The sequence below is a fragment of the Sphingomonas sp. 1185 genome, from assembly GCF_040544655.1.
In the GTDB taxonomy this organism is placed as follows: domain Bacteria; phylum Pseudomonadota; class Alphaproteobacteria; order Sphingomonadales; family Sphingomonadaceae; genus Sphingomonas.
The window spans coordinates 128,612-148,585 of the sequence record NZ_JBEPKL010000004.1 but is presented as its reverse complement, the minus strand read 5'-3'; the positions used below and the strand labels follow the sequence as shown (position 1 = coordinate 148,585).

The 19,974-nt window shown below is 69.1% G+C and carries 14 protein-coding genes; 6 read left to right on the top strand and 8 right to left on the bottom strand.

Annotated elements, in window-relative coordinates; translation table 11 throughout:
* Positions 1–62: 62 nt before the first annotated feature.
* The 5 genes from ABIC44_RS05260 to ABIC44_RS05240 are packed head-to-tail and all read right to left on the bottom strand — an operon-like array spanning position 63 to position 6,934.
* Positions 63–602, bottom strand: coding sequence for a GNAT family N-acetyltransferase (locus tag ABIC44_RS05260; protein WP_354294140.1), 540 nt, complete (start codon positions 600–602; stop codon positions 63–65).
* The gene (locus tag ABIC44_RS05255) at positions 599–1,168 is read right to left on the bottom strand and encodes a 4'-phosphopantetheinyl transferase family protein (RefSeq protein ID WP_354294138.1); all 570 of its coding nucleotides are present in this window, start codon (positions 1,166–1,168) and stop codon (positions 599–601) included. Before ABIC44_RS05255 ends, ABIC44_RS05260 begins: the two co-directional genes overlap by 4 nt.
* The gene (locus ABIC44_RS05250) at positions 1,165–5,169 is read right to left on the bottom strand and encodes a Pls/PosA family non-ribosomal peptide synthetase (RefSeq protein WP_354294137.1); all 4,005 of its coding nucleotides are present in this window, start codon (positions 5,167–5,169) and stop codon (positions 1,165–1,167) included. The genes ABIC44_RS05255 and ABIC44_RS05250 overlap by 4 nt, the downstream gene beginning before the upstream one ends.
* A 38-nt stretch (positions 5,170–5,207) precedes the next feature.
* Positions 5,208–6,170: a glycoside hydrolase family 130 protein gene (locus tag ABIC44_RS05245; protein ID WP_502959818.1), complete on the bottom strand. Its 963-nt coding sequence runs from the start codon at positions 6,168–6,170 to the stop codon at positions 5,208–5,210.
* The gene (locus tag ABIC44_RS05240; RefSeq protein WP_354294136.1) at positions 6,167–6,934 is read right to left on the bottom strand and encodes an SDR family oxidoreductase; all 768 of its coding nucleotides are present in this window, start codon (positions 6,932–6,934) and stop codon (positions 6,167–6,169) included. Before ABIC44_RS05240 ends, ABIC44_RS05245 begins: the two co-directional genes overlap by 4 nt.
* A 96-nt stretch (positions 6,935–7,030) precedes the next feature.
* On the opposite strand from ABIC44_RS05240, the gene ABIC44_RS05235 reads away from it, so the two are divergent.
* Entirely contained in the window at positions 7,031–9,868 is a 2,838-nt protein-coding gene (locus ABIC44_RS05235; protein WP_354294135.1) for a TonB-dependent receptor, read from the top strand.
* On the opposite strand, the gene ABIC44_RS05230 is transcribed toward ABIC44_RS05235, so the two are convergent.
* Positions 9,846–10,562, bottom strand: a complete 717-nt coding sequence (locus tag ABIC44_RS05230) for an acid phosphatase (protein WP_354294133.1) — start codon at positions 10,560–10,562, stop codon at positions 9,846–9,848. The two genes, ABIC44_RS05235 and ABIC44_RS05230, sit on opposite strands and share 23 nt — an antisense overlap.
* Positions 10,563–10,833: 271 nt before the next feature.
* Here ABIC44_RS05230 and ABIC44_RS05225 point away from each other — a divergent pair, with 271 nt between their 5' ends.
* From ABIC44_RS05225 to ABIC44_RS05210, 4 genes are all read left to right on the top strand, one after another.
* Positions 10,834–13,548, top strand: coding sequence for a TonB-dependent receptor (locus ABIC44_RS05225; RefSeq protein ID WP_354294131.1), 2,715 nt, complete (start codon positions 10,834–10,836; stop codon positions 13,546–13,548).
* Positions 13,549–13,688: 140 nt separating this feature from the next.
* Entirely contained in the window at positions 13,689–14,204 is a 516-nt protein-coding gene (locus tag ABIC44_RS05220) for an RNA polymerase sigma factor (protein WP_354294129.1), read from the top strand.
* Complete coding sequence (locus tag ABIC44_RS05215) at positions 14,197–15,165, top strand: FecR family protein (protein ID WP_354294127.1); 969 nt, start codon at positions 14,197–14,199, stop codon at positions 15,163–15,165. Before ABIC44_RS05220 ends, ABIC44_RS05215 begins: the two co-directional genes overlap by 8 nt.
* A gap of 53 nt (positions 15,166–15,218) precedes the next feature.
* Positions 15,219–17,372: a TonB-dependent siderophore receptor gene (locus ABIC44_RS05210; protein WP_354294125.1), complete on the top strand. Its 2,154-nt coding sequence runs from the start codon at positions 15,219–15,221 to the stop codon at positions 17,370–17,372.
* Between the two features lie 40 nt (positions 17,373–17,412).
* Here the strand turns inward: ABIC44_RS05210 and ABIC44_RS05205 are convergent, their stop codons facing one another.
* Positions 17,413–17,988, bottom strand: a complete 576-nt coding sequence (locus ABIC44_RS05205; protein ID WP_309699529.1) for a DUF4142 domain-containing protein — start codon at positions 17,986–17,988, stop codon at positions 17,413–17,415.
* Positions 17,989–18,142: 154 nt separating this feature from the next.
* Here ABIC44_RS05205 and ABIC44_RS05200 point away from each other — a divergent pair, with 154 nt between their 5' ends.
* On the top strand, positions 18,143–18,559 hold the full coding sequence (locus ABIC44_RS05200) for a DUF3597 domain-containing protein (protein WP_354294124.1): 417 nt from the start codon (positions 18,143–18,145) through the stop codon (positions 18,557–18,559).
* A 45-nt stretch (positions 18,560–18,604) separates the two neighbouring features.
* On the opposite strand, the gene ABIC44_RS05195 is transcribed toward ABIC44_RS05200, so the two are convergent.
* A complete protein-coding gene (locus ABIC44_RS05195; RefSeq protein WP_354294122.1) occupies positions 18,605–19,837 on the bottom strand; it encodes an alpha/beta hydrolase-fold protein in 1,233 nt (410 codons plus the stop codon).
* Positions 19,838–19,974: the final 137 nt, after the last annotated feature.

Genomic DNA, 19,974 nt, shown 5'->3' with positions numbered 1-19,974 from the left:
AAAGCCTGTGGCCCTCGCCCCTCCCCAACCCCTCCCCCTGCCGGGAGAGGGGCTTCACCGGACTAACCTCCCGCGCCACCCAGACGGCGCCGCGCGCTGTCCAGCGCCGCGTCGCGCCATGCCCTCAGTGTCGCCACCGGGACCTCCGCCAGATCGAAGCGCAATTCGTGCATCGTCATGCCCGAGCGATAGCCCTCGGGCCAGACGGCGGTCTGTTCGAATCCGCAGCGCTGGAAAAAGGGGGCGACCCGTGGCGAGGTGTCGACGGTGACATAGCGGGTCGGCGGATCGGCATGGGTGGCGATATGGAGCAGCCGCTCGAACAGCAGCAACCGGCCCAGCCCCATGCCATGGCAACGTCGCGCCGCCATGCCCCAATAGAGCAGCGCCTTGTTGTAATGCTCCCAGAGTTCATAGCCGCCGAACGCCACCGCCACCCCGTCCAGCACGACCACGAAGGCCGGGCCGTCGGGATCGTCCAGCGTCTCCTCCAGCCATTCGCGGTCCCCCTCACCGAAATAGTCCGCGCTGGTGTCGTCGAAGATCGCCAGAACGCCCGCGCGGTCGGCCTGTTCGTAACGGCGGACGGCGAGGTCGGTCATGGCGTATCGTCCCAAAGAGCCACGGTGTCGAACGCGCCCCCCGCTTCGCGGGTCCAGCAGATCGAGCGGCCCTCGCAGGTCGCGCTTGCCAGCGTGGCATCGATCAGCCGGGTCTCGATCGCCTCCGCCGCCAGCCGCCGGGGTTCGCCCACCAACTTGGCGTGCGCCTCTTTGATCGTCCACCGCCGCAGCCATTGCCGCGACCAATCCGTGCGCGGTGCAGCGCGAACGGCCGCCGTCTCGGCCGGTGTGAGCATGTCCCAGAGCGGCGGCGCATCCTCGATCACCTCGCGGTCGACCGCGATGGGTCGACGTGCAACGGCGATCAGGCACTGGCCCCCGCGCCCCGACAGGCCGAGATGCCAGCCGCGCGGAACCACGACCTGCGGCTGCCCCGCCGGGCTGCGCGCCAGCATGACCGCCTGCGGATCGAGGCCGCCGAGCCGGGCGAGCAGCCGCGCGGCCAGCCCCCCTCGCCGCCCCGCCCCCGGATCCTCGGTCCGCCAGACCACCGGGCCATCCGCCTCCAGCGCATCCAGCGCGCCGTCATGCCAGAGCGGCGTCATCCCCCGGTGACGATGCGCGCCGGGCTTCCTTCCCAGTTGGTGCCGTCGGGCAGCGTCTCGCCCTTCATCACCACCGACAGGTCGCCCAGCTGCGCGTCCGCCCCGATCTCGGCATCGTAGAGCACGATCGCCAGCGAGCCGATGGTCGCGCGGTCGCCGACGGTGATCGCGCCGACCTTCATCACCCGGTCCTCGAACAGATGCGTCTGGAGCCCGGCATAGTCGTTCAGCGCGACATCGTCGCCGATCGTGACCAGATCGTGCTCGGTCAGGTCGGTGGTGTCGATATAGCAGCGCCGCCCGACCTTCGCGCCCATCAGCCGCAGGTAGAGGCCGATCCACGGCGTGCCGCGCAACGGTTCGAGCAGGTTGCTGACCGCGAGGTTCTCATAGGTCGCCGTCACCAGCTCGGTCCGCCAGACGAAGGTGCTCCACAGCGGCGCGGTGGTCGCCTTGTACCGCCCGACGACCAGCCATTTCAGCGCCAGCACGAACGCCCCGCAGGCCATGCAAAAGCCCAGATAGAGGAAGGGGAAGGTCGAGACGATGACCAGCCCGCCGCGCTCCAGATCGTCGAGATCGCCGACCACCGAGAGCAACATGCTGAAGAACACCAGAAAGGCGGTCAGCGACAGGGTGGTACGGATCGCCTCGATGGAAAGACGCGTGGCGATCAGCCCGCGCGACGGGTTGAAGCGTGCGCCCTCGTCGAACATCGTTGCGACCTGGCGCACCGGCAGCTTGAAGGCGGGCGAGCCGAACCAGGTGCTCCCCGCCTCGGTCGCCAGCGCAGGGTCGGCGGGGGGCTTGGACAGGACGCCGATCAACACCTCGTCGCCGATCTGCGCGCCGGTCGGCAGCAGCGCGGAATTGCCGATGAAGCTGCGGCGGCCAATCCGGGTATGCGCCAGCTCGATGGTGCCGTGCCCGATCTTGGCCGCGCCGAAGATCACCGAGTCCGCGATGAAGCTCTCCGGCCCGATCTCGACCAGATCGGGGATGATCGCGCTGGCGGTCGAAATCTCCGCGCGCCGCCCGACCTTGACGCCCAGCGCGCGATACCAGGGGATGACGTAGAGCGTCGCGAAGATCGGGTGCAGCAGCCGGAGCGCCAGGTCGTTGATCTGCTTGACCATCCAGTAGCGGACATAGAAGCCGCTGTTCAGGTCGTACACGCCCGGCGCGACCCGGCCGAGCAACAGCCGCTTGGCGAGCACGGTCAGCACGCACATCATCACGATATAGGTCGCGGCGAGCAGCGGCGAGACGAGCATATAGCCATAGCCGGTCGTCGCCCAATCCAGCTCGATCAGCGCGATCAAGCCCGGCGCGATCGGCAGGATGGCGAGGATCGGCAGCAGCAGCGCGCCGATCAGCAGGCCGAGCGACGCCGCACCGCTCCTGGCGGTCCGCACCGTGCCGGGCTCCACCATCTGGTCGAAGGCGGCGGGCGATCCGGTCCAGCGTTGCCGCGCGGGGATCACCGTCTCGGCGGGGAGCGCGGACATGTCGTCGAGGATCGCATCCTCCTCCAGCCGGGCATTCCGACCGACCACCGCCTGCGACCCGACAAAGGACCGCGCGCCGAGATGGACCGTGCCCAGCCGCAGCAGCCCGCGCTCGACCGAGCTGGTCGCCAGCACCGCCTGGTCGCTGACGATGGCATCGTCGCCGCACGCAAACAGGTCGGCGGTGTCGATGATGCCGGTGCCGATATAGGCGCGCTTGCCGATCCTGGCGCCCAGCATCCGGTAATATCCCCGGATCATCGGCGTGCCCGCCAGATAGGGGGTCGCCGTTACCGCGATGATCCGGCGCACCAGCCACCAGCGGAAATAGGTCCAGCCCCAGAGCGGATAGTCGCCCGCCTTGAACCGCCCGGCGATCAGCCACTTGGCGGCAATCGAGAACAGCATCGAGGCGACAGGGACGATGGTGAAGAACAAGGCGCTGAGGATCAGCGCGTCGATCCGGCTCATCCGCCCCGCCAGATGGGTATAGGCGACATAGGGGAAGAACCATTGCAGCCCGGCAATGGTATAGATGGGCAGCAGCGCGACGGTCTGCGCGGCGACGCACAGCATCCGCTGCCATTCGGGGACGCGGTGAAAACTCTCCTCGGTCGCCACCGCGACGGGCGCGGTCCCGCCGATGCGCAGCGCCAGCGCGCGGATGGTCGGCGCGGCGTAGAGATCCTCCAGCGACAGCCCCGCCAGCCCCGGCACCTTGCGCGCCGCCGAGACGAGCCGTGCGGCCTTGAGCGAATGGCCGCCCAGATCCTCGAACAGGTCGTCGGTCACCGACACCGGCTGCGGCGCGAAGGCTTCGGCCCAGATGCGGTGGAGCTGTTCCTCGATCGGCGTCGCGGGCGCCTCGATCGCACGGCCGGTGTCGACCGTCACCTCGGGCTTGACCAGCGCCTTGCGGTCGACCTTGCCCGAAGCGGGCAGCGTCGGCAGCGCGGCGAGCAGTTGGTAGGCGGCGGGGCGCATATAATTGGGCAGGCGTTCGGTGACGCGTGCCTTGATCGCGGGGATGTCGACGCCCTCGCCGCTACGCGCGACGAGGAAGGCCGCCAGGAATTCGGCGCCGTCGGCATCGGTGAACAGATGGACGACCGCCTGCGCCACGCCCGGCGCCTCGCCGATCACCGCCTCGATCTCGGCCAGTTCGACGCGGAAGCCGCGAATCTTGACCTGGGTGTCGATGCGCCCGACGAAATCGATGTCGCCCGCCGCGTCCAGTCGCACGAGATCGCCCGAGCGATAAATGCGCTCCGGCCCGCCCGACACGGTGTCGAACGGGGTCATGGTGAATTTCTCGGCGGTCAGGTCGGGGCGGTTGACATAGCCGACGCCGACGCCGGGGCCGCCGATCACCAGCTCGCCCTCCTGCCCCGCCTCCACGGGTTGCAACGCCTCGTCGACGATCCAGGCGGTATAGCCGGGCAGCGGCTTGCCGATGGTGATGCGCTTGCCCGGCTGCACCTCGGTCCAGGTCGCGGTCACCGAGGTCTCGGTCGGGCCATAGGTGTTGAGCAGGCGCAGGCCGGGCCGCGCGAGGCGACGCGGCAGGTCCGCCGGGCATGCCTCGCCCCCCATGTTGATCAGGCGGAGCGTGGGCACCGGATGCTCGACCAGCGCGATCAGCGAGGGGACGACGTGCCAGACGGTCGCCTTTTCCGCCGCCAGCGCGATCGCGACATCGGGCCCGCTCGACGCCAGCGCCTCGGTCGCGACGAGCAGTTTCGCGCCGACGAAGAACGCGCTCCACATCGTCTCGACCGACATGTCGAAGGCCAGGCTGAACCCGCCGAACACGATGTCGCCCGGCTCCAGCGCCAGGATCGCGCTTTCGGATCGGACGAGGTGGCAGGCATTGGCATGGGTGATCATCACCCCCTTGGGCCGTCCGGTCGTGCCCGAGGTATAGATGATATAGGCCAGGTCGCGCGGGTCCGATCCGGTGGCCTCGCGCCCCAGCGGCACCGGCGGCTCGGCGGCGAGATCGCCCAGTTCGGCGTCCAGGCATAGCGTCCGCCCCGGAATCTCCCCCGCCCGCGTGGTCGTGGTGATGGTCAGCGCCGCGCCGCTATCCTCGATGATGTAGGCGATGCGGTCCTGCGGATAGCCCCAGTCGACGGGCACATAGGCGGCCCCGGCGCGCAGAACGCCCAGGATCGCCATATACTGGTCCAGCCCGCGCGGCAGGCACAGGACGACGCGGTCGCCCCGGCCCACCCCCAGCGCGCGGAGCCGGTGCGCCAGCGACAGGCTGCGCTGCGCCAGCATGTCATAGGTCCATTCGGTCGAGCGGCCGAATTCCTCGTCCGCGCCGATCAGCTTCAGCGCGGTCGTCCAGCCCCGGTCCCGGCAGGTCGCGTCGAACAGCTCGTGGAGCAGCTCGTCCCGCGCATAGGGGCGGTCGGGCCGCAGCGCCGGGGCCGGAGCGATCGAGGCATGGATGCTCGGCGCGACGGAGGCTTCGGTATCTGCGGACATCGATACGCTTTCCTGGGGGTACAAGGACGGGAGACGGCTCAACTGCGCCGGATGAGCGCGCGTGACAATCGCCGATCCTCCAGCGAATAGTAAAGCCAGATGCCATCCTCGGCCACCACGACCGAGGCGGCGAAGGCGATGTCGGTCGCGCCCCGATCATCGGCGGGCGGCGGCAGGACCAGCGGCTCGATCCCGCGCGCGACGACGCGGGTATAATGTTCGTCGAACGCGACCCAGCCGATCCGCCAGCGCGCGTCGCGCGTCGCGCCGTTGTAGAACATGACCGGACACGCCTTGTCGTCGGTCAGCAGCGGGCCGGTCGACAGATGCCAGTCGTCCCAGCTGTTCTCACGCGGCATGAAGGGGGTGGGCTGCTCGGTCCAGGGCCCCGCGACGTCCGCGCCGATCGCCATGCCGATGCGCGAGGCCTGGTCAGCGGCATATTCGTAGAACAGCCGCCAGCGCCCGTCGGCGGTGCGGTCGACGGTCGCTTCCTTCGTATTGCCCTCCGACTTGGAGGAGGCCAGCGCGACGCCGCTCTTTTCCAGCCGGTCGAGCGCGGGGCCGGTGGCATAGGACAGCTCGCCATGCGAATGGTCCGCCAGCACGCCCGAATAATAGACGAGATAGCCGTCCTCGCGGCGCACGACGGTCGGGTCCTCGACCCCGCCCGCGTCATGATCGCCCGGCCCCGGCGCGATCGAGGGGGTGTCGAGCATGGTGAAATGCCGCCCGTCCTCGCTCCATCCCGACCAGATCACGCCGGTATCGGTCAGCGTCTCGCCCGGACGGACCACCGCGCGGACCATCAGGCCCCATCGCCCATCCGCCTCGCGCCAGACATAGGGGCTCATCAGGTCGCGGGCCATCAGCGCGGGCGGGCCCGACAGCGTCACATCCTCGATCCGCTTGACGTTGAAGTCGAGGTCGAGCGGGGCGTCGACCACCCGGTCCTTGCGGTGCGGATCGGCGACCGGGCCCTGCGCGTCGGGGGCCATCATGCGCCGAGCGCCTGCATCAGCGACAGGCCGCCATCGATGACGATCCGCGCGCCAGTGATGTAGCGCGCCTTGTCCGAAGCGAGGAAGACGGCGAGGTCGGCCACCTCCGAGGCATTCCCGGCGCGCCCCATCGGGATATTCTGCTCGAGTGTTCGGCGATAGACCGGATCGGCCTGCGCATGCGCGTTCATCGGGGTCAGGATCATGCCCGGCTCGATCGCGTTCACGCGGATGCCGTGCGGCGCTTCCTCGATCGCCAGCGTCTCGACCAGGTTGGACAGCCCGCCCTTGGCCGCGCAGTAATCGGCACCCCCGGCGCGCACCGCATAGGCGTGGATCGACGAGATGTGCAGGATCGCGGCATCGCCCGTCGCCGCGCCCCGCCCGGTCAGGAACCGGCGCGAGGTCAGGAAGGCGCCCGTCAGGTCGGTGTCGAGCAGCCGCCGCCACTGGGCCAGCGTCATGTCGCGCACCGTCACGCCCGACATGTTCAGCCCGGCCGAATTGACCAGCACATCGGCGGGGCCCCAATGGCGTTCGACGGTCGCGAAGGCGTGGTCGACCGAGGCCTCGTCATCGACATGCGCCTGGACGGTGATCGCCTCGCCCCCGGCGGCGCGTACCGCCCCGGCGGTCTTTTCGGCGGCGGCGGCATCCGCATAATAGAGCACCGCCACCCGCGCCTGCCGCGCGGCGAACGCCTCCGCACATGCCGCGCCGATGCCCGATTCCGCGCCCGTCACGATCACTGTCTGACCCGCCACGTCCTGTCCTCCATCGATGATCGGGCGTAACGATTCTTGATCCAGATCGGTTCAGCGGCATTTTTGCGAAGCTGCGGAATGTCGGTGGCGACTGACATGCGCGCTACATATTCGCGCGCTATCGGCGCGCATCCGTCGATGGCGATGCCGGGGCGGCGGCGCGCAAGGGCGCGGCTCCTGTGGTGGCGGAATGGGTGGCGACGGTCGGACAGTGATGGACGCGCGGGACGCGGCGGGGCGGCGATGATGCTGCTCGCCGCGCTGGTGCTGGCCGCCGGGCAGGACGACCCGATGCTGCGTGTCGACCTGCCCGCCGGGACGGTGGCGGCCGGGCTCGACCGGCTGGCGCGGCAGGCGGGGCAGGCGCTGGTCGCGCGGCCCGCCGACCTGGCCGGTCGCCAGGCGCCCGCGCTGAAGGGGACGCTGCGGCTGTCGCGCGCGCTCGACCGCTGGTGTCGCCCGGCCGGGCTGTCCTGTCGCCGGATGCCGGGCGGGATCGTGGTGCGCGCCAGCCGACCGCTGCCGCCCAAGGTCGCGCCGCCGCGCCGCGCGCCCTCCCCGCCGCCCCCGCCGCCGGTGATCGGCGAGGAGGTGATCGTGTCGGGACGACGCGGCACCGATGTGCAGGGCGAACTGGATCGCAGCTATTCCGCGTCGCATCTGGACGCGGTGGAACTGGCGCGGCGGCCGCCGCAAAGCCTGGCCGAGATGCTGTCGGGCCTGCCCGGCCTGTGGGTCGACACCTCGGCGGGAACCGCGGCCAACACCGTCCGGGTGCGCGGCATCCCGCTCGACGGCTATCAGGCGATCGCGGTGCAGGAGGACGGCCTGCCGGTGCAGCACGACACGCTGCCCTGGACCGATATCGACCAGTTCGTCCGCCCCGACCTGATGGTCGAGACGGTCGATTATGTGCGCGGCGGCCCCTCCGCGATCTTTGCCAGCAACGCGCCGGGCGGCGTGCTCAACATGCGTACCCGCGCCCCCGCCGGGCGGCCCGGCGGCGAGATTCGCGCGACGCTGACCGATTACGGGCTGGTCCGCTGGGAAGGCTATGCGACCGGCCCCGTCGCCCCCGGCTGGCGCGCGATCATCGGCGGGTCGGTGGCGCGCGATCCGACGGTGCGGCGCATCGCCGCGACGCTGGGCGGGGGTCAGATCCGCGCGCGGGTCGATCACGACTGGCGGGGCGGGCGGCTGACGCTGGCATGGCGCGGGCTGGCGGACGACACGCTCAACATCTCGTCCTTCCCGATGCGCTATGTCGGCGGCGGGTTGGAGCCGCTGCCCGGTTTCGATCCGCGCCGGGACAGTTTCTTCGGCCCCGAGCTGGCGACCCTGCGCTTCGCCGCGCTGGGCGAGCGGCCGCTGGGGCGGAACAATCGCAACCGGCTCACCATGCCCTCGCTGGCGCTGACCCAGGATATGGGCGGCGGCACGCTGACGTTACGCGCGCATGGCCGCCGGTCGCGCACCGCGCGCTATGCGCTGTCCTCCTCGGGCAGCGCGATTCCGGCGGCGAGCGCCATCGCCGAAGCGTTGCCGCGCCTCGCCGCCGCCTTTCCCGGCACCACCCAGGCCGGCTTGCGCCATGTCGGCGACGACAGCCCCTTCACCGCGCTGCCCGGCAACGACCGGGTGGTCACGCTCAACCCCGTCGCCGCCGATGTCCGCCTATCCGAAGCGATCGCCGACCTGTCCTATTCGCGCGCGCTGGAGGCGGCGGGGCATCATGAGCTGACGCTGGGGCTCTATGGCGTCGGCTATGACTGGCGCTTCCGCCGCGCGGTCGCGCGTGCGCTGGTCGAGGCGCGGGGACAGGGCCGGTTGCTCGATCTCGTCGCGCTGGATGCCGCCGGACGGGTGCTGGGCCGCGCGACCGATGGCGGATTGTCGAGCCGGGGATCGACCTATGAGGCGGTGGACGGGCGGCAGCGCATGGCCGCGCTCTATGCCGCCGACGAATGGCGGTTCGCGCCGGGCTGGCGGCTCGACTGGGGCCTGCGGCACGAGCGCGCCGCGCTGTCCGCACGGGTCGAGCGCGCGACGACGGGGAATGGCGGCAATCCGTCGACACTGGCGGATGACCGGATCGCGGTCGGATCGGGGATATGGGACCGGCGCCGAGCCCGCATCGCGCGGACGGCGGGGACGCTGGCGCTGCACTGGCGGGCGTCCGACCGGCTGGGGCTGTTCACCCGCGCGACCCGTGCGATGCGACTGCCCGATCCCGGCGCCTTCCGCATCGGCAGCGGCGACGCCGTCCGCGCCCTGTCGGTCGAACAGGCCGAGCTGGGGCTGATCTGGCGGCGTGGCGGTGCGGGGCTGGACGCCACGCTGTTCGCCAGCCGCTTTCCCGACATCGCACTGCCCGACCTGTCGCTCGATCCCGCGACCGGCGCGGTGCAGGTGGGGCAGCATGACGCGACCGCACGCACGCTAGGGCTGGAGCTTGGCGGCCATGCCAGCCCCCGGCCGGGCCTGGCGCTGCGCGGCACGCTGACCTGGCAGGACCCCAGGCTGCGCCATTATCGCTTCGCCGACGCCACCGGCGGCACCCCCGTCGTCACCGACCTGAGCGGCCGGATGCCGCGCCGGGTGCCTCGTCTGATGGCCAGCCTGTCGGCCCGCGCCACCCTGCCCGGCACCCGCTGGACGCTGGACGGCGATGTCTCGGCGATGGGGCGGCGCTTTGCCGACGATGCCAATACGCTGGCGCTGCCCGGCTTCGCGCTGGTCGATCTGGGTGCGAGTTGGGCGGCGACGCCCGTCCTGACGCTGCGGCTGCGCGCGACCAACATCCTCGACCGGATCGCGGTGATGCAGGGTGACGCGCTGGGCGGCGAGATCCGCGCCGGGGCCAGCGACGGCGTCATCACCGTCCGCGCGCAGCAGGGGCGCGTCGTGGCGTTCAGCGTCGACTGGCGGCTGTAAGGCCCCGGCGGTAGCGCGCCAGCTCCTCGGCCGCCGCCGCCAGGTCGCGGCGGAATGCGGGCTGGCCCTGTTCGCGCGCGAACACCGCGCTGGCCGCCAGATAGCCGCCCTCGACCGCGCTCTGGCTGTGCGATCCGCAGATCCAGCGGCTGTCACCATAGTCGCGCCCGCGCCCCAGGATCGCCTGCGCCCGGTCGGGGATCAGCGCCGCCATCAGCAGCGCAAAGCCCCAACCATGCGCGGTATGGCCCGAGGGATAGTCGCCATTGGCGATCAGCGAGGCGGTGCGCGGCTCGCAAATGGGCAGGTCGGTGCCGATGAAGGGGCGCGGCGACTGCCAGTGCCGCTTGGCCGCGCCGATCGCCGCCGAACGGTCGGCATCGAACCGCGCGATCAGCGCGCGGGTGACGGGCAGCTTGCTCCAGTCCGGCCGAAAGCCCAGCGCCCCGGCGAAGCGATCGCCCAGATCGCTCGACACGTCCGCCGTCGCCTGTTGCCAGCGCGCGGTGCCGGCGAGCGTCCGGCTGTCGCGAAAGACCCGCGCATCGGCCAGCGCGCGCGGGCTGCCCGGCGCAGGGGGACCGGGAAGGATCGCGGCAAGGTCCAGCCCCTCGCCCGCCACCAGATAGCCCGCCGTCTCCCGCGCGACCGCGCCGCCAGGCATCGCCAGCGCAAGCATCAGGACCGCTGCCATTCCCCAACCCGTTCGCATCGTCCGCATCCGCTCGTCCCCTGCCCAAGTTGTCATTCGCCTATTCCAAGACGTTTTTCCCCGGCAACCGGGGACATGGCCTGCGGATTCTTCAGGCCATTCTCAAATCCGTAGAAAAACCGTAACAAAAACGCCATAAATGTCTTAAAACTTTTACAAATTTCCTTGTCCCCGTTTTCGCGAAACCCCCGTCTTCCCCGCGACCGTCCGTTTGGCCGGACGCGTGATTTCATTCCTTGGGGGGTTATTCGAGATGTGGACGAAGAGAACGCTGCTGCTGGCGTCGAGCGCACTGTTCGCGGTGCAGCCGGCCGTCGCGCAGGACGCGCCGAAGCAGGACGGGGCGGCAGACCAGCAGGGCGAGGTGGTCGTCACCGGCTATCGCACCAGCCTGGCCGCCGCCCGCGATTCCAAGCGCGAGGCGTCGATCATCAAGGATTCGATCGCGGCCAGCGACATCGCCGCCTTTCCCGACCTGAACCTGGCCGAAGCGCTCCAGCGCCTGCCCGGCGTCGCGATCAATCGTGAAGCGGGCGAAGGCCGCCGCATCTCGCTGCGCGGCCTGGGCCCCGACTTCACCCGCGTCCAGCTCGACGGGATGGAGGTGCTGGGCAATGTCGACTCGCCGCAGGACAGCCGCGGCCAGACGACGCGCGACCGCGCCTTCGACTTCAACCTGTTCGCCGCCGAACTGTTCAACCATGTCGATGTCGAGAAATCGTACCAGGCCAAGCAGACCGAGGGCGGCCTGGCGGGCACGGTCGGGCTCTACACCGCGCGCCCGTTCGACTTCAAAGGCACCAAGATCGCCATGTCGGCGCAGGGCGGCACCAATACGCTGACCCGCGATTTCCAGCCGCGCCTGACCGGCCTGATCTCCAAGAACTGGGGCGATTTCGGCATCCTCGTCTCGGCCGCCTATAGCCGCCGCAACACCCGCGAGGAGGGGTTCGACACCTATCGCTGGCGCCGCAACAAGGCGAATGGCAGCAACATCAGCGGCCTGACCGCCGCCGAACAGGCCAAGATCAACTCGGGCGACCTGTTGTTCGCGCGCGGCAACCGCCTGTCGGTATGGGACAGCAAGCAGGAACGGATCGGGCTGACCACCTCGGTCCAGTGGGCGCCGACCGACAAGGTGCATCTGACGCTCGACGGGCTGTACGGCCAGTTCAAGGGCGACCGTTTCGAGACCCACCTGGCCTCGCGCGGCGGCGGCAGCTCGACCTGGCTCGGCGGCGGCGAGACGTTCGCGGGCGTGGTCTATCCCAATTCGCGGGTCAACGCGCTCCAGTGGAACGACCGCAACGAGGTCGTCTATCTCGACGTGTCGGGCGGCAAGGCGTCGACCGAGACGCGCATCCAGAACACCAAGAACATCTTCAAGCAGCTGGTGCTGAGCGGCGACGCCGAGCTGGCCGAGGGGCTGACCTTCACCTGGCTGGGCGGGGTCGAGCGGTCGGCCTATTCGATGCCGGTCAACGACAAGTTCACGGTCGAGGGGTTCGGCGACGTCACCTCCGACTATCGCGGCGGCACCTATTCGCTGGTCAACACCTATAAGTTCAACCCGGCCGACGCCAATTTCTGGCATGCCAAGCGGGTATACGTGAACAACACCTATCAGGACACGGCGTTCGACAACATCAAGGGCCGGTTCGACTATAAATTGTCGCCCGACGACACGATCAGCCTCGGCGGCGAATGGCGGCGCTTCGCCAATACCGGCTATTATGGCGAGCAGGACAATATCCTGACCAGCCAGTTCCAGTCGGGCAAGGTCAGCGCCAATGTCGCGGGCTATGCGCAGGTTTACGGCGGCTATACCGGCCAGGACTGGACCATCGTCGACTTCCCCCGGATGCTCCAGACGCTGGGCATCGACCGCGCGCAATATCTGACCAGCAAGCTGGGCGTCTTCGCGGTCGAGGAGCGCACCGGCGCGGCCTTTGTCCAATATGACTGGAACCATGTGCTGGGCGGCGTGCCGTTCCGCGGCAATATCGGGGCGCGCTATTATCGCACCACCGTCACCTCGGACGGGCTGGCCAGTGTCGGCCCGGTCACGGTGCGCGGCGAGTATCAGGGCGTGCTGCCCGCCGCGAACCTGATCTTCGAGCTGAATCCGGGGCTGATGCTGCGCTTCGCCGCGTCGCAGAACATCAACCGTCCGGCGCTGGGCGCGCTGGCGGTCAACGGGTCGGTCAGCAACAACAATGGCGACATCACCGTGTCGATCGGCAACCCGAACCTGCGCCCCTACAAGTCGAACGACTTCGACATCTCGGCCGAGCAATATTTCGGCTCGGTCGGCTATGTCGCCGCCGCCCTGTTCTACAAGCATCTCGACGGCTATATCTCGACGCAGACGGTCAGCGACGTGCCCTATTCGCAGACCGGGCTGCCCGACAATCTCTATCCGGGCGTCACCGGCAAGACGATCATCGACAGCTTCTCGCGCCCCGTGAACCTGCTGGCGACGAACCTGTTCGGGGTCGAGCTGTCGGGCCAGACCGACTTCAAGTTCCTGCCCGCGCCGTTCGACCGGCTGGGGACCGCGTTGAACTTTACCTATGTCGACTCGCGGCTGGACTATTCCAAAATCTATGCGGGCAGCATCCCGACGACGCTGGAGGGGTTGAGCAAGTACAATGCCAACGCCACGCTCTATTACCAGGACAAGGCGTTCGACGCGCGCGTCTCGGCCAATTACCGCAGCGGCTATATCTTCAGCGCCTCGCCGGTGCTGACGTCGCTCGGCCCCGATCAGGACGTGACCGGGTTCGAGGGCACCGTCTATGTCGACATGTCGGCGCATTATGCGGTCACCAAGAACGTCCAGCTGACGCTGAACGGCATCAACCTGACCAACCAGCGCGAGAAGCAATATTCCAACAGCACCAGGCGGCTCTATGTCGTGACGCGTTCGGGCACGACGCTGCTGGGCGGTGTGCGGGTCACCTTCTGACCCTGACGCCACTTGATGTCCTGCCCGCGCAGGATATCGGATCATGGTGCGTCGGCCTCTCCCCGAGGCCGACGCATCCTGTTTTTCGCGAGGGAATGTCCCCGGATGCGGTGCGACCGGCTCTTCATGGACGGGACCGAATGAGCGGGCCGCTCGCCTGGGTGGCGGACGGGCGCGACCGGCTGCTGACCTATGTCCGCAGGCGGATCCGCGAGCCCGAACAGGCCGAGGACATCGTGCAGGAGGCGATCATGCGCGTCATCGAGCAGGAGCGCAGACAGGTGATCGAACAGCCGCTCGCCTATGCCTTTCGCGTGGCCGACTCGGTCATCCATGGCCGCGCCCGGCGGATCGTCGCTGATCATGGCCCGGTCGACACCGAACTGGCCTGCGCGCTGCCGCTGGCGGACGAGGTGCTGGACTATCGCCAGCGTTTCGACCGGTTCCGCGCCGTGCTGGACACATTGCCGCCGCAGCGCCGCGCGGTCTTTGTCGAACGCCATCTGGAGGGCAAGTCGCGCCAGCAGATCGCCGAGGAGATGAACATCAGCGTCGAGGCGGTGAAGAAGCATCTGGTCCGCGCCATGGTCGATCTGGCCGGATGCGTGGACGACGCCCCCATCCGCGCCCTTCCCCGGAGCCGGGCGCATGACTGACGGGCTGATCGAAGAGGCGGCGGACTGGGCCGACCGGCTGGACGCGCTGTCGCCGGACGATCGCGCCGAACTGGGCGCATGGCTGAACCGCTCGCCCGCGCATCGCGACGCCTTGGGGCGGATGGTGCGGCTGCTGGGCGACCCGGCGCTGTTCCATGTCGTCGAGCAGGCGGAGCGGGCGAGCCCGTCCGTTCCGGCGCCCCGCCCCCGTCCCCGCCGCTGGCAGGCGCTGGCGCGTCCCGCGAACCGGCGCTTCACCATCGGCATCGCCGCCGGGCTGGCCGCCGTCGCGGTCGCGCCGTTGCTATGGCATGCCCTGCCCCCCGGCGGGACGGTGCGCGCAGACTATGCCAGCGCGGTCGGGCAGCAGCGCCGGGTCACGCTGCCCGACGGATCGGACATGACGCTCGATGCCGCCTCGCGCGTCGCCATCGCCTTTTCGGACAACGCGCGCGACCTGACGTTGCAAGGCGGCGCAGCACGGTTCGAGGTGCGCCACGATGCAAGCCGCCCCTTCGCCGTCTCGACGCCCGAGGGGCAGATGGTCGCGCTGGGCACCAATTTCAGCGTCGATCGCGGCGCGGGGCATAGCGAGCTGCGCGTCTATCGCGGCCGGGTGCGGCTGACCGTGCAGGGGCAGGCGCCGGTGGTCGTCACCGCCGGTTACTGGGCCGAGGCCGGGCGCGACCGCATCGCGCTCCACCGCTTCGATACCGGCAGCTATCAGGGATGGCAGGACCGCTGGCTGACCGGCGACCGCATCCGGCTGGGCGATGCGGTGGCACGGATCGGGCGCTACAGCCCCCGCCCCATCCGGTTGGCCGATCCGGCACTGGCGGACGAGACGTTCAACGGCCGCTTCCGGCTGGACCGCCCGGTCGAGAGCCTGACGCTGATCGGCGCGCTGTTCGACCTGTCGGTGCGCGACGAGCCGGACGCGATCACCCTCACGCGCAAGTAGCTATTGCGAGTCCCTATCAAAAGTATATGAGGCGCTCGCAAAGGGGACATCCTATGCGAACGATCACCGGCGGGTTGCTGGTCCTGGGCCTGACCGCCGCTTCCGCGCAGGCGGCGACGCTCGACGACGACGGCACCGCCGGGCAGGAGATCGTCGTCACCGGCCGCGCCTCGCCTGCGCCGAAGGCGGCGGACGACCGCTACAAGCCGACCCCCGACGCCTCGACCCTGCGCTCCTCGGCCGGACCACTCGAGACGCCGCAGGCGGTCAATATCGTGCCCGCGCAGGTGATCCGCGACCAGCGCCCGCGTTTCCTGGACGATGTGCTCGCCAATGTCAGCGGCATCACCCAGGGCAATACGCTGGCCGCGACGCAGGACACGGTGCTCAAGCGCGGCTTCGGCGGCAATCGCGACGGGTCGGTGATGCGCAACGGCATGCCGCTGGTACAGGGTCGCGCCTTCAACGCCGCCACCCAGAGCGTCGAGGTGCTGAAGGGCCCCGCCTCGCTGCTCTATGGCATCATGGACCCCGGCGGGGTCATCAACACCGTCGCGAAGAAGCCGCTGCTTGACCCGCATCTGGCGGTCGCGCTGACCGGATCGGCCTATGCCGCATCGCGCACCGGGCTGGAGGCGATGGCCGACCTGACCGGCCCGATCGCCGGTCCTCTGGCCGGGCGGTTGGTGCTCGATCATCAGGACGAGGATTATTGGCGCAATTTCGGCGAGCGCCGCGACACGCTGATCGCGCCCTCGCTCGGCTGGTATGGCGGCGATACGCAGGCGGTGCTGTGGTATGAATATCGCCGGTTCGACACGCCCTTCGACCGGGGGACGGTGCTCGATCCCCGCACCATGACCCCGCTGGCGGTGCCGCGTCGCGAGCGGCTGGACGATCGCAACAACCGGATGGTCGGCGACAGCCACCTGGTCCAGCTGGCGCTCGACCACCGGCTGGGCGGCACATGGGCGGCGCATCTGGCGGCCAGCTTCAACAGCGAACGCTATGACGCCGGACAGCTGCGGGTGACGGCGGTGAACACCGCGCGCGGCACGCTGACCCGCCGCAACGACGCCACGGTCGGCTCGCTCAGCACCGATGCCTATGTCCAGGCCTATCTCGACGGCCAGGTCGAGGCGCTGGGGTTGCGGCACCAGATCATCCTGGGCGTGGAGGGCGAATATCGCCGCTATTACCGCCGCGACCTGATCCGCCAGGCGACGTCCACGACCTTCAGCTATCTGCGCCCCGTCTATGGGCGCGAGCCCTTTCCAACCACCGTGTCGCCGTCCGACAGCGACCAGACCGACCGGCTGTATAACTATTCGCTGTTCGGCCAGGACGCGATCCATCTGGGCGAGCGCTGGATCGTGACGGCGGGCGGGCGGCTGGTCGGGTTCGACCAGCGGGCGGGGCGCGGACGACCCTTCACCGCCAACACCGATCTGGACCGCTGGGAGTTCGTGCCCCAGGCCGGGCTGGTCTGGCGCGCGACCGACACGCTGTCGCTCTATGGCGGCTATACCCGCTCGCTGAAGCCGACCTCGACCATCGCGCCGCTGGCCAGCGGCGTCACCCTCACCTCGGCCTTCGCGCCGGAGCGGGGGCGCTCGTTCGAAGTCGGGGCCAAGCTCGACCTGCCCGACCGCGTCACCGCGACGCTGGCGCTGTACGATATCGACAAGCGCAACGTGCTGGTGTCGCAGTTCAATCCGGCGACCGCGCTGACCGATTACCGCACCGCAGGCCGTGCCATCTCGCGCGGGGTGGAACTGGACGTCGCGGGCCAAGTGACGCGCACGCTCAGCCTGATTGGCAGCTATGCCTATACCCATGCGCGCACCGTCGAGGACCCGGCATTTTCGGGCAACCAGCTCGCCAATGTCGCGCCGCATACCGCGTCGCTGTCGGCGGCCTATGATGTCGGGGCGATCGCGGGCGAGGATCGGCTGAGGCTGGGCGCGGGCGGGCGCTATGTCGCGCGGCGGCCGGGGGACGATGCCAACAGCTTCTGGCTGGCCTCCTATGTCGTGGCCGACGCCTTCATGACCTATGACACGCAACTGGCGGGGCGGCGGGTGACGTTCCAGTTCAACCTGAAGAACATCTTCGACCGGACCTATTACACCTCGGCGGTCAATCAATATGGCGTCGCGATCGGAGACCCGCGTCGCGCGATCGGCACGGTCAGCTTCGCCTTTTGAGAAGGGGCGGCGCGCATACCCGCCGCCCCTGTCCCTTAAATCAGGCCTTCAGGCCCTTCGCCATGTTCAGATGCGCGGCGACGGTCGGGATCAGCCCGTTGGCGAAGGTCTTCAGCTGGGGCACGTCGCCGGTCGCGGCATAGGCCTTCAGCGCATCGAGCGTCTGCTGGTGCCCGGCCGCCTGCGCGGCGATATAGGCCTGATCGAACGCCGCGCCGTTGAGCGACTTCAGCTGGTCGATCGTCTGCTGCTGCTCGGCATTGAGCGCCGGGTCGGGGGTGAGCGCGGGGCTCAGCGTGGCGGTGGTCGCCTTCAGCTTGGCGGTCGAGGCGGTGTGCGCCTCGATCATCTTGCGGGCATAGGACTTGACCGAGGCGGACGAACCATTGGTCAGCGCCAGCTTCGAGCTTTCGATCTCGAACGCGTCGCTGGCGGCGGCGGTGTTGACGAAGCTCTGCGACGCGCTGACGGCGGCGGGGGTCGGCGTCGCGGCGTCGAGCTGGTTGGCGGCGGCGACGCTGTTCGTCGTGTCGGCGGGCGTCGCATCCTGTTTCTTGCCGCACCCCGCCAGCGCGAGAAGGGCGGTCGTGGCGATGAGCGTCGTACGAATGGTCATGGCAAACCCCTGAAAAAGCGTCGGGAGATGGGGTGTAAGCGTCTGTCGGGCGATGACGTTCCCAACCGGGAAGCGACCCGTGACGGACCCGGACGCCACTTTTCGTCGTTGAGGCGGGCATCGCCGTCATCCGTATCAGCGAAGGAACTCGGTCATGAGCATTTTCGGCAATATCCTGAACAAGATATTCCACCATGGCAGCAAGACGCCTGCCCCCGCTCCCACCCCGGCACCCGCCACGATCCAGGCGGAACCGACCCAGCCCGCCCCGGCCGCCGCATCTACCCCTGCTCCCGAACCCGCATCGCCCCAGGCGGTCGATGTCGGTGCGGTCCTGTCCGAAATGGCGTCGATGAAGGGCGGCGGGGGTCACTACCAAAGCTCGATCGTCGATCTGCTCAAGCTGCTCGACCTGGATTCCAGCCTGTCGGCGCGCAAGGAACTGGCCGACGAACTGGGCGTCCACGCCGCCGAGGACGGGTCGGCCGAACAGAATATCGCGCTGCACAAGGCGGTGATGGCCAAGCTCGCCGAAAATGGCGGCGTCGTGCCCGACAGCCTGCGCAACTGATCGCGTAAAGTCGGCGGCGCATCACCGCCGCCGACCCCGTCCCCCTCAGTCGCGGAACAGCAGCGGCGCCATGGCATGCAGGCTGCGCCGCCATGTCTGGAATTCGTGTCCCGTGTCCGGCGAGATGAAGAAGACGCTGTTGAACCCGGCCTTCTTCAACGCTTCGGCATTGGCGCGCGGATCGCTGCGCGGACCGCCCGGCGGGCCGGTGCGACCGCCCTCCAGCTCGCGACTGCCGAAGCTGACAAAGGTCAGCCGCACCTTGTCGCGATAGCCGGGTGCCGCCTTCACATCCTCCATCGACATGGTCCCGCCGCTCAGCAACCCGATCGCGCCGAAGGTGTCGAGATGTTTGGGGGCGATCAGCTTGGTCTCGAACCCGCCCATGGACAGCCCCGCCATCGCGCGGTGACGCTGGTCGGACAGGGTGCGGAAATGCCCGTCGACATAGGGGATCAGCTCGTTCAGCAGCACCGTCTGGAACGGCCGGATATCGAACGCAGCCAGCCCGCCCGGACCGCCGGGGCGCAGGTCGTTGGTCATGCCATAGGTCATGACGATGAGGAACGGCCGCGTCTTTCCGGCGGCGATCAGATTGTCCATGATGAGGTTGGCATGGCCCTGGTTGGACCAGGCGGTCTCGTCCTCGCCCCAGCCATGCTGGAGATAGAGGACCGGATAGCGTTCGCCCGCGCTCCGATCATAGCCGGGCGGGGTGTAGACGAAGGCGCGCCGCTGCGTGCCCGTGCTGGGCGAGGCGAACAGGATCTGCTCGACCCGGCCATGGGGCACGTTCTTCAACGCATAGAAGTCCGCGTCATGCGCCGGGATCTCGATCCCGCTTTCCCAGCGCGTCGAGCCGTAGAAGTTGCGCGTCCCCGGATCGTTGAACGTGCCGCCGTCGACGGTCAGGTGGTAATAATGGAATCCCTCGTCCAGCGGCCCTTCGGACGTGCCCATCCATGACCCGTCGGGCGCTTTTGTCAGCACGGTCCCGCCGCGCCCACCCAGCCCCAGGCTGACCTTCACCGCCCTGGCATCGGGGGCGAGGACGCGGAAACGGGCATAACCCTGCGAATTGACCTGCGGATAGAGCTGGCCCGGCTGGTTGAGCGAGGAGGGTCTGAAATCCTCCTTCACCGGCGCGGGCGCAGGCGCGGACGGGGTCTGGGCCGACGGGGTCTGGGCCGACGGGGTCTGGGCCGACGGGGTCTGGGCCGCCCCGGCCGCCGCCACGCCCGCCATACCCATCGCCAGCGCCGCGAGTGCGATCCTCATAGCTCATCCTCCCTCGTCTCCCGGTCCCGAAAGCCGGTTCGTTTCCGCGAGGGTGATCGCAAGGACAGGACAACACAAGCGCCGATCAGCACAGGTCCGGAAACGGATCAGATGCTGTCCCAGCCGCTCGACTGGGC